Origin of the sequence: Pseudomonas putida (genome assembly GCF_030159595.1) — a bacterium.
Taxonomy (GTDB): Bacteria; Pseudomonadota; Gammaproteobacteria; order Pseudomonadales; family Pseudomonadaceae; genus Aquipseudomonas; species Aquipseudomonas putida_AC.
Map to the genome: position 1 here is coordinate 357832 of NZ_BSKJ01000005.1, position 14583 is coordinate 372414.

The 14583-nt window shown below is 64.2% G+C and carries 12 protein-coding genes; 9 read left to right on the forward strand and 3 right to left on the reverse strand.

Annotated features, from left to right (window positions below; translation table 11 throughout):
- The first annotated feature begins 45 nt into the window (after positions 1–45).
- Positions 46–507 carry an Lrp/AsnC family transcriptional regulator gene (locus QQL85_RS14025; RefSeq protein WP_016498365.1) on the forward strand — a complete coding sequence of 154 codons (462 nt, stop codon included), beginning with the start codon at positions 46–48 and terminating at the stop codon, positions 505–507.
- 117 nt (positions 508–624) lie between these two features.
- Here QQL85_RS14025 and QQL85_RS14030 read toward each other — a convergent pair whose 3' ends face one another.
- Positions 625–2955: an FdhF/YdeP family oxidoreductase gene (locus QQL85_RS14030; protein WP_284354154.1), complete on the reverse strand. Its 2331-nt coding sequence runs from the start codon at positions 2953–2955 to the stop codon at positions 625–627.
- 346 nt (positions 2956–3301) lie between these two features.
- Between QQL85_RS14030 and moaA the strand changes: the two genes are divergently transcribed.
- On the forward strand, positions 3302–4306 hold the full coding sequence (gene moaA / locus QQL85_RS14035; RefSeq protein ID WP_016711953.1) for a GTP 3',8-cyclase MoaA: 1005 nt from the start codon (positions 3302–3304) through the stop codon (positions 4304–4306).
- 20 nt (positions 4307–4326) lie between these two features.
- On the forward strand, positions 4327–5226 hold the full coding sequence (locus QQL85_RS14040) for a bestrophin family protein (RefSeq protein ID WP_284354155.1): 900 nt from the start codon (positions 4327–4329) through the stop codon (positions 5224–5226).
- 130 nt (positions 5227–5356) lie between these two features.
- On the opposite strand, the gene moaB is transcribed toward QQL85_RS14040, so the two are convergent.
- A complete protein-coding gene (moaB, locus tag QQL85_RS14045; RefSeq protein ID WP_119369119.1) occupies positions 5357–5896 on the reverse strand; it encodes a molybdenum cofactor biosynthesis protein B in 540 nt (179 codons plus the stop codon).
- A gap of 141 nt (positions 5897–6037) precedes the next feature.
- On the opposite strand from moaB, the gene QQL85_RS14050 reads away from it, so the two are divergent.
- Positions 6038–6925, forward strand: coding sequence for a LysR family transcriptional regulator (locus tag QQL85_RS14050; protein WP_284354156.1), 888 nt, complete (start codon positions 6038–6040; stop codon positions 6923–6925).
- Here the strand turns inward: QQL85_RS14050 and QQL85_RS14055 are convergent.
- Positions 6913–7695 (reverse strand): AraC family transcriptional regulator, encoded by a 783-nt coding sequence (locus QQL85_RS14055; protein ID WP_284354157.1) that lies wholly within the window; start codon positions 7693–7695, stop codon positions 6913–6915. The genes QQL85_RS14050 and QQL85_RS14055 overlap by 13 nt on opposite strands.
- 377 nt (positions 7696–8072) lie before the next feature.
- On the opposite strand from QQL85_RS14055, the gene QQL85_RS14060 reads away from it, so the two are divergent.
- The 5 genes from QQL85_RS14060 to QQL85_RS14080 all read left to right on the forward strand — a co-directional run bounded on the left by QQL85_RS14060 (position 8073) and on the right by QQL85_RS14080 (position 14565).
- The gene (locus QQL85_RS14060; protein ID WP_284354158.1) at positions 8073–9686 is read left to right on the forward strand and encodes an APC family permease; all 1614 of its coding nucleotides are present in this window, start codon (positions 8073–8075) and stop codon (positions 9684–9686) included.
- Positions 9687–9709: 23 nt separating this feature from the next.
- Entirely contained in the window at positions 9710–10636 is a 927-nt protein-coding gene (locus QQL85_RS14065) for a 4-hydroxyproline epimerase (RefSeq protein ID WP_284354159.1), read from the forward strand.
- A gap of 45 nt (positions 10637–10681) precedes the next feature.
- The gene (locus QQL85_RS14070) at positions 10682–11629 is read left to right on the forward strand and encodes a dihydrodipicolinate synthase family protein (protein ID WP_284354160.1); all 948 of its coding nucleotides are present in this window, start codon (positions 10682–10684) and stop codon (positions 11627–11629) included.
- Positions 11630–11737: 108 nt separating this feature from the next.
- Positions 11738–13315: an aldehyde dehydrogenase (NADP(+)) gene (locus tag QQL85_RS14075; protein ID WP_284354161.1), complete on the forward strand. Its 1578-nt coding sequence runs from the start codon at positions 11738–11740 to the stop codon at positions 13313–13315.
- Between the two features lie 2 nt (positions 13316–13317).
- Positions 13318–14565, forward strand: a complete 1248-nt coding sequence (locus QQL85_RS14080) for an NAD(P)/FAD-dependent oxidoreductase (protein ID WP_284354162.1) — start codon at positions 13318–13320, stop codon at positions 14563–14565.
- Positions 14566–14583 lie beyond the last annotated feature (18 nt).

Here is a 14583-nt window from a genome sequence, read left to right on the forward strand (position 1 = left end):
CTTGGGGTAATCTGTGAAAAATTTTCTTCACGGCCCACGCGCGATATGGACAGTTTCGACCAGCACATTCTTACCTTGCTTCAGCGCGATGCCTCGATATCGCTCAAGGACCTGGCCGAGGCCGTCAACCTGTCCACCACGCCCTGCTGGAAACGGGTCAAGCGCCTGGAAGAAGAAGGCTACATTCTTGGCCGCGTCGCCCTGCTCGACCCCGAACGGCTTGGCCTGGGGCTGACGGTGTTCGTCCAGCTCAAGACCCAGCGCCATGACAGCGCCTGGCTTGAGCAGTTTGCCGCGACCGTGACCGGGTTCGAGGAAGTGATGGAGTTCTACCGCATGTCCGGCGACTGGGATTACATGCTGCGGGTAGTGGTGGGGGATATTGCGGCGTATGACCGGTTCTACAAAAAGCTGATTACCCGTACCGACGGGCTGTCTAACATTACGTCCAGTTTTGCCATGGAGCAGATGAAGTACACCACGGCGTACCCGGTGCATCGATCCTGAATCGGTGCTGGATTCTTCGCGGGCAAGCCCGCTCCCACAGGATCACCACAAACTCAAGAGCTGTGGGGTCCCTGTGGAAGCGGGCTTGCCCGCGAAGAGGCCGGCACAGGCAACCCATCAATCCGAGGCCAACACCGCCGCAATCCGGTTCCCCGCCTTGGCTTTCTCGACCTTGATCGCCACAAACTTCGACGTCGGCGTATAGGTGCCCACGCCATAGCTCTCCAACGGCACCAGCGGATTGGTCTCCGGGTAATACGCCGCCGCCTGCCCTTCAGGCACGTCATACGCCACCAGGCGGAACCCCGACACCCGCCGCTCGACGCCATCCTCCCACAGCGACACCAGGTCCACCTGCTCACCCGGCTCGAAGCCCAGGCGGCGGATGTCGACCTCGTTCACGAACACCACTTCACGCAGGCCGAACACCCCACGGTAGCGGTCGTCCAGGCCATACAGGGTGGTGTTGTACTGGTCGTGCGAACGCAGGGTCTGCAGGATCAGGTCGGGCTTGTCACCCCGCGCCAGCACTTTGGCGTTGATCAGTTCCTCTGGCAGTGCGTGGGGCATGAACCGTGCCTTGCCCGTGGCCGTGCGGAAGTTGCGATCGGCGGCAGTGTTGCCCAGGTGGAAACCGCCCGGGCTATGCAGGCGTTCGTTGAAGCCGGTGAAACCAGGGATCACGTCGGCAATCATGTCACGAATGCGGTTGTAGTCGGCCACCGCATACTCCCAATCGATCGGCTGATTGCCCAGCGTGGCCTTGGCCATGCCGGCGATGATCCACGGCTCCGAGCGCATGTGCGGCGAACGCGGGCGCAACTGGCCGTTGGAGATGTGCACCATGCTGAAGGTGTCTTCCACGGTCACGCCTTGCGGCCCTTCGGCCTGCAGGTCGATTTCGGTACGCCCCAGGCATGGCAGGATCAACGCATCGCGGCCGGTGACCAGGTGCGAGCGATTGAGTTTGGTGGAAATTTGCACGGTCAACGCGCAGTTCTGCAGCGCCGCGTGGGTGCGCGGGGTATCCGGGGTGGCTTGGGCAAAGTTGCCACCCAGGGCGACGAACACCTTGGCCCGCCCCTCTTCCATGGCCTTGATCGCCAGCACCGCGTTGTGCCCATGGGCACGCGGCACACGGAACTGGAAGCGTTTTTCGATGGCATCGAGCAGTGCCGCCTTAGGCTTCTCGTCAATGCCCATGGTGCGGTCGCCCTGCACGTTGCTGTGGCCACGCACCGGCGACAGGCCAGCGCCGGGTTTGCCGACATTGCCGCGCAGCAGCTGCAGATTGACGATTTCCTGCACGGTCGGCACCGAATGACGGTGCTGGGTGACGCCCATGGCCCAGCACATGATTACCCGCTCGGCCTTACGGTACATGCGTGCGGCCAGCTCGATCTCGGCCAGGGTCAGGCCCGACTGTTTGACGATGTGTTCCCAGGAGGTGGCGTCCACCGCTGCCAGGTAGTCATCGACGCCGCTGGTGTGCTCGGCGATGAAGGCATGGTCGAACACCGCCGGCTCACCGTTGGCCTGGGCTTCGCGCTCCCACTGCAACAGGAATTTGGCAATGCCACGCATGGCCGCCATGTCGCCGCCCAAGGCCGGGCGGAAGTAGGCGCTGGACGTCGGCTCGGAGCCGTTGCTGAGCATTTCGAACGGGTGCTGCGGGTGCTGGAAGCGCTCCAGGCCACGCTCTTTCAGCGGGTTGAAGCACACCACCTGAGCCCCGCGCTTCACCGCTTCGCGCAGTGGTTCAAGCATGCGTGGGTGGTTGGTGCCTGGGTTCTGACCGATGACGAAGATCGCGTCGGCCAGCTCCAGGTCGTGAAACACGACAGTGCCTTTGCCCACCCCGAGGGTTTCCGACATGCCTGCCCCGCTGGCTTCGTGGCACATGTTCGAGCAATCGGGGAAGTTGTTGGTGCCGTAAGCGCGCACGAACAGCTGATAGAGGAACGCCGCCTCGTTGCTGGCCCGGCCCGAGGTGTAGAACTCGGCCTCGTCGGGCGACTGCAGCGCACGCAGGTGCCTGGCGACCAGCTCGAAGGCCTCCTGCCAGGTGGTTTCGACATAGTGGTCGGTGGCAGCGTCGTAGCGCATCGGGTGCGTGAGGCGGCCTTGGTATTCGAGCCAGTAGTCGGTCTGGTCCTTCAGCGCACTGACGCTGTACCTGGCAAAGAACGCCGGGTCCACCGAGCGGCCTGTCGCTTCCCAGTTGACTGCCTTGGCGCCGTTTTCGCAGAACTTGACCATGTCGCTTTCCGGCGACTCGCCCCACGCGCAGCCGGGGCAGTCGAAGCCGCCGTTCTGGTTGGTCTTGAGCATGGCCCGCAGGTTCTTGAAGGCGTTTTCGCTGCCCAGCCAGCTTTTGGTGACGCTCTTGAGCGCCCCCCAGCCGGCGGCGGCGCCCTTGTAGTCCCTGATGTGTTCGTCCTGGCTCATGCGATGAATCCTCACGCTTCGATGCTTTTTTCCAGCCTATTGAGCGTGGGGGTGGGGCGTCCAATCGAAAGATCTTACGGCGTGATAAGCGGTTTCGATCATGGGCTGAAACCGCGTTGTAGCCTTCGCGGGTGAACCCGCTCCCACAGGGATCACACAGGTCTAGAAGCCTGCGCAGTACCTGTGGGAGCGGGTTTACCCGCGAATGAGGCGACGCGGTCCGGCTTTGAAATTCCTGGCCTGCAGCCGTGATAGAAACCATCGATCAACCAGTCGGGCAAAGCAATTTGACGGCCCTGCGGCCAGGTTATAGCTTGGAGTGAACCCACCCCATTCGAGCGCGAACGTGGAACAGAACAGCCGGGCCCTGATCGACGGCTTCAACCGGAAAATCGACTACCTGCGGATGTCGGTCACCGACCGCTGTGACTTCCGTTGCGTGTACTGCATGGCCGAAGACATGCAGTTTTTGCCGCGCCAGCAAATCCTCAGCCTCGAAGAACTGTTCCAGGTAGCCGAGCGCTTCGTCGCCCTGGGCACCCGCAAGATCCGCCTGACCGGCGGCGAGCCGCTGGTACGCCAGGGCATCGTCGAGCTGTGCGGGCGGATTGCCGCCCTGCCTGGCCTGCGCGAGCTGTGCATGACCAGCAACGGCTCGCAACTCGGGCGCCTGGCGCAGCCTCTGTTCGACGCAGGGCTGTCGCGCCTGAACATCAGCCTCGACAGCCTGGATACCGAACGCTTCAAGCAGCTGACCCGTACCGGCGACCTGCACCAGGTCATCGCCGGTATCGACGCCGCACGCCAGGCCGGCTTCAAACGCATCAAGCTCAACTGTGTAGTACTCAAAGGCCGCAACGACCACGAACTGGTCGACCTGGTGCGCTTTGCCATCGATCGCGAGCTGGACATCACCTTCATCGAAGAAATGCCGCTGGGGGTAATCAGCGAACACGAGCGCGGCGAGTCGTTCTGCTCCAGCGACGAAGTACGCGAGCGCCTGGCAGAACAGTTCACCCTGGTGGAGTCCACCGAATCATCACAGGGCCCTGCCCGCTACTGGCGCCTGGCCGAAGCCGCCAACACCCGGGTCGGTTTCATCTCGCCGCACAGCCACAACTTTTGCGCCACCTGCAACCGCGTGCGCCTGACGGTCGAAGGCCGCCTGTTGCTGTGCCTGGGCAACGAACACTCGGTAGACCTGAAGCATGTGCTGCGTGCTCACCCAGGCAACCGCGAGCGCCTGGAAAAGGCCATCCGCGACTCCCTGCACCTCAAGCCCTACCGCCACCACTTCGAAGTGGGTGGCGATGTGCAGATCCTGCGCTTCATGAACATGACCGGCGGCTGAACGGCCGTCTCTGGATTTCCATGATTGTCCACCCAAACCCCGATGTACTGCGTGTGCTGTTCACCCTCAAGGGGTCGATCGTCAAGCGCATCGCCCTGCGCTGCCTGATGGTGACCCTGCTGGCCGCGCTGATCGTGCTGGTCGAGCGCCATTTCCCCGCGTTTTTCTACCCGGTCAGTGCCACGCCGTTTACGTTGCTGGGCCTGTCGCTGTCGATCTTCATGAGCTTTCGCAACAACGCCTGCTACGACCGCTGGTGGGAGGGCCGCAAGGCCTGGGGCAAGCTGATCATCGAAACCCGCTCGTTCGTGCGCGAAAGCGTGGTGATTGCCGACCAAGCGCTGCGCGCAGAGCTGCTGCGCAGCCTGTGTGGCTATGCCCATGCGCTGAATGCCCGTCTGCGTAACGAGGACGACCTGGCGGCCGCCCGGCCCTGGCTGGCCCGGCCAGAGGCGATCAGCCCGCATAACGTGTGCGATGGCATCCTGCGCGACATTGGCCAGCATTGCTCGCGGTTGGCAGAGCAACAGCACATCAGCGATTGGCGCTACAGCCTGCTGGAACAGCGGCTGGTAGGCCTGACCGAGGTGCAGGCTACCTGTGAGCGGATCAAGTTCACACCTTTGCCGTTCCCCTACACGCTGTTGCTGCACCGCACCATCTACATCTTCTGCCTGCTGCTGCCGTTTGCCCTGGCCGAGCCGCTGGGCTGGCTGGCGCCGCTGTTCACCACCATCGTGGGGTACACCTTCTTTGGGCTGGATGCGATTGGCAACGAGCTGGAAGACCCGTTCGGGCGGGATGAGAACGACCTGCCGACCGATGCCATGGTGCGGACGGTGGAGCGGGATGTGCTGGCGGGGTTGGGGGAGACGCAGTTGCCGCCGGCATTGTTGCCGGTGGGGTATGTGTTGAGCTGACAGTGTGAGGTTGCCAGTTCTGGCCTCTTCGCGGGCAAGCCCGCTCCCACAGAGACCTCACACACTTCGAATCCTGTGCTGTACCTGTGGGAGCGGGCTTGCCCGCGAAGAGGCCGGTACAGGCTGAAGATCAACCCCGGGTTGCACAGGCCTCTATCGGCAACAGGTGTTTGACGAAGTTACACGGCCGGTGCCGCGCATCCAGCTGCTCCGCCAGAATCCCCTCCCACGCCGTGCGGCAGGCCCCGGTAGAGCCCGGCAAGCAGCACACCAACGTGCGGTTGGACAACCCGGCCAGCGCCCGGCTCTGCACGGTCGAGCTGCCAATATCCAGAATCGACAACGCCCGGAACAGTTCACCAAAGCCATCGATGCGCTTGTCCAGCAGGCACTCGACCGCCTCGGGTGTGCTGTCACGCCCGGTAAAGCCGGTACCGCCGGTAATCAGCACCACCTGCACCTGCTCGTCGGCAATCCAGGTGGCGACCTGGGCGCGGATCTTGTACAGGTCGTCCTTGAGCAACGCCCGCGCCACCAGCCGGTGGCCGATCTCGACCGACCGGCTGGCCAGCAGCTCGCCGGAGGTATCGTTGTCGTAGGTACGGGTGTCGCTGACGGTCAGCACGGCGATGTTGAGCGGTACGAAGACCGCATCGGGTTGGACGCGCACGGTAAAAGCTCCTTGAATGGCATTGTCACCACGCTAGAGGCGTGGCTCGGGGGCGTCCAATCGTTATGGCTTACCGGCCGATCAATGACATCTATCGCAGACGTGGGTTAAGGTCTGCACAACCAGACGCCAGGCACCTCCATGGACATCAAGCAGCTCAAGTTCCTCATCGCCCTCGACCAGACCCGCCACTTCGGCCAGGCGGCGGCGCTGTGCCATATTACCCAGCCTACGCTGTCCATGCGCCTGCGTAACCTGGAGGACGAGCTGGACCTGGTACTGGTCAAACGCGGCCAGCGCTTCGAAGGCTTCACCGAGGCTGGCGAACGCATACTGGCCTGGGCCCGCACCTTGCTCGCCGCCCATGACGGCCTGCAGGCCGAGGCCGCCAGCTGCCGTGGCCAGGTGGTTGGCAGCCTGCGCCTGGGCACGGTGCCGCTGGCCAGTTTCAACCCCATGCACCTGCTGCTGCCGCTGCGCGAAAAATACCCCGAACTGCACTTCCAGCTCAGCTCGCTGAGCTCGGAGCAGGTCATCGACGGGCTCAGCCGCAACCAGCTCGACCTGGGTATCTGCTACCTGGACCAGGTCAACACCAGCTTCTTCGAAGTCCTGGAACTGGGCACCACCACCATGGGCCTGCTGCACGATACCCGGCACTTCCAGTTCGCCAGCGACACCCTGCGCTGGGACGCGCTCAGCGACATTCCGCTGGGCCTGCTGAGCAAGGGCATGCACTACCGCCAATCGCTGGACCTGAGTTTCCGCAGCCGCGGCCTGGAGCCGAATGCCGTGCTGGAAAGCGACTCGACCTTCCAGCTGATCCAGGCCATCAACACCGGCATGTGCTGCGCGATCATGCCGTTGGGCTGCGGCCTGGAAGACCTCAGCGAGCACCTGCGCATCCTGCCGGTGGCCGACGCCGCCATCCACAGCCCGGTCGGCCTGCTGCTGCGCCGCAGCGAGCCGCGTTCGGCGATTGCAGAGCAGTGCTTTGCCGAGGCGCGGGCATTGTTTCAAGCCACCTGATCGCTGGTTGCCTGCCGGTACTGACGCGGGGTAAAGCCGGTCAGTTGCTTGAACTGGCGGCTGAAGGCGCTGTGGTCGGTGTAGCCGCAACGCATCGCCACGTCAGTGATCGGCAGGTCCGAATGCAGCAGGCGGTGGGCGTGCTCCAGGCGTGCCTTGTGGATCATCTGCCGGGGCGTCAGGTGGAACACCCGCTTGCAGTAGCGCTCCAGTTGAGCCACGGAAATGCCGGCGATGCGGGTCAGTTCACCCATGCTGATCGGCTGGTGGAAATACTGGCGAATGTGCTCGTCCACCGCAGCCAGCCGTTGATAGGCGGGGTGGGTGTCGGCGGCTGATTGAAGGTCGACCGAAATGCCGACCAGGCCAATGATCTCACCCGCCTGGTTGTACAGCGGGCGCTTGTGGGTCAGGCACCAGCCGGGCTCGCGGCTGCCGTACAGGTGCAGCTCCAACTGGTCTGCCAGCACCAAGCCTTCCTTGAGCACACGACGGTCCTGCTCGGTGTAGCCGGGGCCAAGCTGCGCCGGGAACACTTCGGCACTGGTCTTGCCCAGCAACGGCTGCAAGCGCTTGAGGCCGCAACGCTGGACCAGGGTGTTGTTGGCCAGCACATAGCGGGCGGCCGGGTCCTTGATGAATATTGCAGCGTTGGGGATAGCGTCGAGGATCGGCAGCAGCAGGGAAACGCTGGCCAGCAGGGCCTCCAGGGTGGCGGGGCGGTGCTGGTCCAGAGATTGGTAAAGCGTTGCCAGGGGATTGTCTGTCATCTGTCGGTTCTCTGCTGGCTGTGCCGGCCTCTTCGCGGGCTCGCCCGCTCCCACAGGTCCTCCACACATGCCGAATCGTGCGCTGTACCTGTGGGAGCGGGCATGCCCGCGAAGAGGCCAGCACTACCAACACATCTCTACAGCCCTTATTCGCTAAGGCCTACAGCCTATCCAGCACTCCACCCTCGCCGCCAGCATTTTTTGCAACTGTGCCGATTTCGTCATCCCCCCTGCAGAAAACCATCAAGAACCGTCGCCCCGACCGGTTCACTCTATGCCCCACGCAAGCCGCCCAAGTCCTACAAGAGCGCGGCCCAAAAAGCCGCATCTCGTGACATCAGACCTGCCTATCCAATAACCAACAAAAAGGCGAACCCATGTCAGGCAAATTCAAGAAACAGTTGTCATTGCTGGACCTCACCTTCATCGGCCTAGGGGCCATTTTCGGCTCCGGCTGGCTGTTCGCCGCCAGCCACGTCTCGGCCATCGCCGGCCCGGCGGGCATCCTGTCCTGGTTCCTCGGCGGTTTCGCCGTACTGCTGCTGGGCATCGTCTACTGCGAACTGGGCGCCGCCCTGCCCCGCGCAGGTGGTGTAGTGCGCTACCCGGTGTACTCGCACGGCCCGCTGCTGGGCTACCTGATGGGCTTCATCACCCTGATCGCCTTTTCCAGCCTGATCGCCATCGAAGTGGTCGCGTCACGCCAGTACGCCGCCGCCTGGTTCCCCGGGCTGACCAAAACCGGTTCAAGCGACCCGACCGTGCTCGGCTGGCTGGTGCAGTTCGCCCTGCTGGGGCTGTTCTTCTTCCTCAATTACCGCAGCGTGAAAACCTTCGCCAAGGCCAACAACCTGGTCAGCGTGTTCAAGTTCATCGTGCCGCTGCTGGTGATTGGTGTGCTGTTCACCTTCTTCAAGCCAGAAAACTTCGAGGTCCACGGTTTTGCCCCGTTCGGCCTGTCCGGGGTGGAAATGGCCGTGTCGGCGGGCGGCATCATCTTCGCCTACCTGGGCCTGACGCCGATCATTTCGGTGGCCAGCGAAGTGAAGAACCCGCAGCGCACTATCCCGATTGCGCTGATTCTTTCGGTGCTGCTGTCCACCGCCATCTACGCCCTGCTGCAACTGGCCTTCCTCGGCAGCATTCCAACCGAGATGCTCGCCAACGGCTGGGCCAGCGTGACCAAGGAACTGGCCCTGCCTTACCGTGACATCGCCCTTGCACTGGGTGTGGGCTGGCTGGCCTACCTGGTGGTGGCCGACGCGGTGATCTCGCCCAGCGGCTGCGGCAACATCTACATGAACGCCACCCCGCGCGTGATCTACGGTTGGGCGCAGACCGGCACCTTCTTCAAGTACTTCACCCGCATCGATGCAGAGTCCGGCATCCCGCGCCCAGCGCTGTGGCTGACGTTTGGCCTGTCGGTGTTCTGGACCCTGCCATTCCCATCGTGGGAAGCACTGATCAACGTGGTATCCGCTGCCCTGGTACTGAGCTACGCCGTGGCCCCGGTCACCGTCGCCGCCCTGCGCCGCAATGCGCCAGACATGCCGCGCCCGTTCCGGGTCAAGGGCATGGGCGTGCTCGGCCCGCTGTCGTTCATCATCGCCGCGCTGATCGTGTACTGGTCCGGCTGGAATACCGTGTCGTGGCTATTGGCCCTGCAGATCGTGATGTTCGTGCTGTACCTGCTGTGCGGTCGCTTCGTGCCCACCCAGCACCTGTCGCTGGCCCAGCAAGTGCGCTCGTCGGCATGGCTGATCGGCTTCTACGCAGTAACCATCCTGCTGTCGTGGCTGGGCAGCTTCGGCGGCCTGGGAGTCATCGGCCACCCGCTCGACACCGTGGCCGTGGCTGCCTGTGCCCTGGGCATCTACTACTGGGGAGCGGCCACTGGCGTGCCTGCCCACCTGGTGCGCCTGGAAGGCGAGGACGAAAGCGAAACCACCGCTGACACCTATGCCGGCCGCCCTGCCGCCGTCGCCTCCTGATCTTTTACGCAAGGGACAAGCCCATGAAACAGATTCACGTCATCGATTCCCACACTGGCGGCGAACCGACCCGCCTGGTGATGAAGGGCTTCCCGCAACTGCATGGCCGCAGCATGGCCGAGCAGCGCGACGAACTGCGCGAGCTGCACGATCACTGGCGCCGCGCCTGCCTGCTGGAGCCACGCGGTAACGATGTACTGGTTGGCGCGCTGTACTGCCCACCCGTGTCTGCCGACGCCACCTGCGGGGTGATTTTCTTCAACAATGCCGGCTACCTGAACATGTGCGGCCACGGCACCATCGGCCTGGTCGCCTCGTTGCAGCACCTGGGCCTGATCGCGCCCGGCGTGCACAAGATAGACACCCCGGTCGGTCAGGTCAGCGCCACCCTGCATGACGACGGGGCCATCACCGTCGGCAATGTGCCCTCTTACCGCTACCGCCAGCAGGTGGCGGTGGATGTGCCCGGGCACGGCGTAGTGCGCGGCGACATTGCCTGGGGCGGCAACTGGTTCTTTCTGGTTTCCGAACACGGCCAGCGCATCGAGCTGGATAACCGAGAAGCGCTGACCGAGTACACCTGGGCCATGCTCAAGGCCCTCGGAGCCCAGGGCATCACGGGTGAAAACGGCGCGCCCATCGACCACATCGAGCTGTTCGCCGACGACGCCAACGCCGACAGCCGCAACTTCGTGATGTGCCCCGGCAAAGCCTACGACCGCTCGCCCTGCGGCACCGGCACCAGCGCCAAGCAGGCTTGCCTGGCCGCCGACGGCAAGCTTGCCGAAGGCCAGACCTGGGTGCAGGCCAGCATCACCGGCAGCCAGTTCCATGGCCGCTACGAGCGCGACGGCGACCACATTCGCCCGTTCATCACCGGCCGCGCCTACATGACCGCCGACAGCACCCTGCTGATCGACGAACAAGACCCGTTCGCCTGGGGCATCTGACCCTCGGCTTATTCGAAAAATTTAATAGCGCCAGGAGTAACAACAATGACTGACAACATCTTCACCGGCACCATGCCCGCCCTGATGACCCCGTGCACCGCCGAGCGCAAACCGGACTTCGACGCCCTGGTGCGCAAGGGCCGCGAACTGATCGAGGCCGGCATGAGCGCCGTGGTGTACTGCGGCTCGATGGGCGACTGGCCGCTGCTGACCGAGGCCGAGCGCCAGGAAGGCGTGGCACGCCTGGTGGCCGCTGGCATTCCGACCATCGTCGGCACCGGCGCGGTGAACACCCGCGAAGCCGTTTCCCACGCTGCCCATGCGGCCAAGGTCGGCGCCGCTGGCCTTATGGTCATCCCCCGCGTGCTTAGCCGTGGCGCTTCGCTGATCGCCCAGAAGCACCACTTCTCGGCCATTCTGGCCGCCGCGCCGAAACTGCCGGCAGTGATCTACAACAGCCCTTACTACGGCTTCGCCACCCGTGCCGACCTGTTCTTCGAACTGCGCCGCGAATTCTCCAACCTGATCGGCTTCAAGGAGTTTGGCGGTGGCGCCGACCTGCGCTATGCCGCCGAGCACATCACCTCCAAGGATGACGACGTAACCCTGATGGTTGGCGTGGACACCCAGGTGGTGCATGGCTTCGTCAACTGCAACGCCACCGGTGCCATCACCGGCATCGGCAACGCCCTGCCGCGTGAGGTGCTGCACCTGGTGAGCCTGAGCAAGCAGGCGGCCAAGGGTGACGCCAAGGCCCGCCGCCTGGCACGCGAGCTGGAAGCGGCACTGGCGGTGTTGTCGTCGTTCGATGAAGGTTGCGACCTGGTGCTGTACTACAAGCACCTGATGGTGCTGAACGGTGACCGCGAATACAGCCTGCACTTCAACGAGACCGACGTGCTGACCGATGCCCAGCGCAACTATGCCGAACAGCAGTACGCGCTGTTCCGTAGCTGGTATGCCAACTGGTCGGCCGAACAGAACGTTGCCTGACTTTAGTCCTGCGCGGACTCTTGTAGGAGCGGCCTTTCGCGACACAAGGCCGCTCCTACAGGGGCTGCGGTTTCCCTTGATACCCGTATTTGATTCCAAGGAGGCTACATGCCCCTCACAGGCAACCTGCTGATCGGCCAGACGCCGGTAACCGGCAGCCGCGAAGCCATCCGCGCCATCAACCCGGCTACCTGCCAAACGCTGGAGCCGGCCTACCTCGGCGGCACCGGCGAACATGTGGCCCAAGCCTGCGCCCTGGCCTGGGCGGCGTTCGATGCCTACCGCGAAACCTCGCTCGAACAACGGGCACAATTTCTCGAAACCATCGCCGCGCAGATCGAAGCCCTCGGCGATGCCCTGATCGACCGCGCCGTGGCCGAAACCGGCCTGCCCAAAGCGCGCATCCAGGGTGAACGGGGCCGTACCTGCACCCAGTTGCGCACCTTCGCCCGGGTGGTGCGGGCTGGTGAATGGCTGGATGTGCGGGTCGACAATGCCCAGCCCGAACGCCAGCCCCTGCCCCGCGCCGACCTGCGTCAGCGCCAGGTGGCCCTGGGGCCGGTGGCCGTGTTCGGCGCCAGCAATTTTCCGCTGGCATTTTCGGTAGCCGGTGGCGACACCGCGTCGGCATTGGCCGCTGGCTGCCCGGTGGTGGTCAAGGCCCACAGCGCCCACCCTGGCACCAGCGAACTGGTCGGCCAGGCCGTGGCGCAAGCAGTGAAGCTGTGCGGTTTGCCGGCCGGCGTGTTCTCGCTGTTGTACGGCGCTGGCCGAGAAGTGGGCATCGCCCTGGTCAGCGACCCGCGTATCAAGGCAGTAGGTTTTACCGGCTCGCGTAGCGGTGGTGTCGCACTGTGCCAAGCCGCTCAGGTACGCCCGGAGCCGATCCCGGTGTACGCCGAAATGAGCTCGATCAACCCGGTATTCCTCTTCGAGGCCGCTCTGCAGGCCCGCGCCGAAGCGCTGGCGCAAGGCTTCGTCGCCTCGTTGATCCAAGGTGCTGGCCAGTTCTGCACCAACCCCGGCCTGGTGATCGCCCGGCAAGGGCCCGCGTTGCAGCGCTTCATCGCTGCCGCCTGCGAACATGTACAACAGGCCGCCGCGCAGACCATGCTCACCCCGGGCATCTTCAGTGCTTACCAGGCCGGTGTCGGTGCCCTGGCGAAAAACGCCAATGCCAAGGCGGCAGCCAGTGGTCAAGCCGGGCAAGGCCCCAACCAATGCCAGGCACAGTTGTTCGTGACCCAGGCCGAAGCCTTCCTGGCCGACCCGGCGTTGCAGGCCGAAGTGTTCGGTGCTGCATCGTTGGTCGTGGCCTGCGCGAACGATGAACAGGTACGCCAGGTGGCCGAGCATCTGGAAGGCCAGCTGACCGCTACGCTGCAACTGGACGATGCCGACATCACCAGCGCCCGCGCCCTGCTGCCGACCCTTGAACGCAAGGCCGGGCGCATTCTGGTCAATGGCTGGCCGACGGGCGTTGAGGTGTGCGATGCGATGGTCCACGGCGGACCGTTCCCGGCCACCTCCGATGCCCGCACCACCTCGGTGGGCACGGCGGCGATCCTGCGCTTCCTGCGCCCGGTGTGCTACCAGGACTTCCCCGAGACCCTGCTGCCGTCGGCGTTGCAGCACGGCAACCCGCTGCAGCTGCGGCGCCTGCTTGACGGTAAACGGGAAGGCTGAGCATGCTCGAAACCGCTGAAACCGATATCGCGGTGGTTGGCGCCGGCATTGTCGGCGTCGCTTGCGCCCTGCAACTGGCCCGTCAGGGCCGCCGAGTGCTGCTGGTCGACCGTCAGGCGCCCGGCCAGGGCGCATCCTATGGCAATGCCGGGCACCTGGCGACCGAGCAGGTGTTCCCGATCGCCGACCTGTCGATCCTCAAGCGCTTGCCGCGCATGCTGCTGGACCCGATGGGCCCGTTGCGCCTGGACTGGAAGTACCTGCCCAAGGCCATGCCGTGGTTCACTCGCCTGCTGCTCAACCTGCGCCCGGCGCCGTTCCAGCGCAGCGTGGCCGGCATCCGCACACTGAACGAAGGCAGCCTGGGTGCCTGGCGGCGACTACTGGGCTCGATCGGGCGCAGCGAGCTGTTCCATGAAGATGGCTCGTTGCTGGTGTTCGAGAAGCCTGAATCACGCCAGGCCCTGGAGGCCTTGCGCGCACGCATGCAACAGCAGGCGGTGCCGGTGGACTTCTGGTCGGCTGAGGCCGTACGCGAAGCGGCACCGCAGTTGAACCCGTCATTGCTGGGTGGGCTGTTCTTTCCGAAGACTGGTCATTTCATCGATCCGTACCGAGTGGTGTGCGAGCTGTTCGAAGCGGCCAAAGCCAGTGGCGTACGGTTTGCCCAGGCGCAGGTCGAGGGTGGCCGGTTGCACAGCGGCGGGGTCACCCTGGTCAGCGACCATGGCACGTTCAATTCCCGTCAGGTGCTGATCAGCTGTGGTGCGCACTCTGCGAAACTGACCGCCGCTCTGACGGGCAAACGGGTGCCGCTGGACACGGAGCGCGGTTACCACCTGATGCTGCCGGGGGAGCATCAGCGCCTGCCGTTTGCGGTCACGTCGCTGGAACGCAAGTTCATCATGACGCCCATGGCCGACGGATTGCGCCTGGCCGGCACGGTGGAATTCGCCGGGCTGGAGGCACCGCCGAGCATGCAACGCGCCTGGCAGTTGCACCATTTGAGCAAGGGGTTGTTCCGGCAAGACTTGAATGCCGAAGGGGCTACGCCGTGGATGGGCTTCAGGCCTTCGTTGCCAGACTCGTTGCCGGTGATCGACAGGGTGTGTGATGGGCGGGTGCTGTTGGCGTTTGGGCATCAGCATTTAGGGCTGACCCAGGCAGCGGTGACGGCGGAGTGGGTGGGGCGGTTGGCTGAGCTGGCCAGTGAGCCTGAGAGGGGGGCCTACCGGTTGGATCGGTTTTAGATTCGAGGGCCGCTTTGC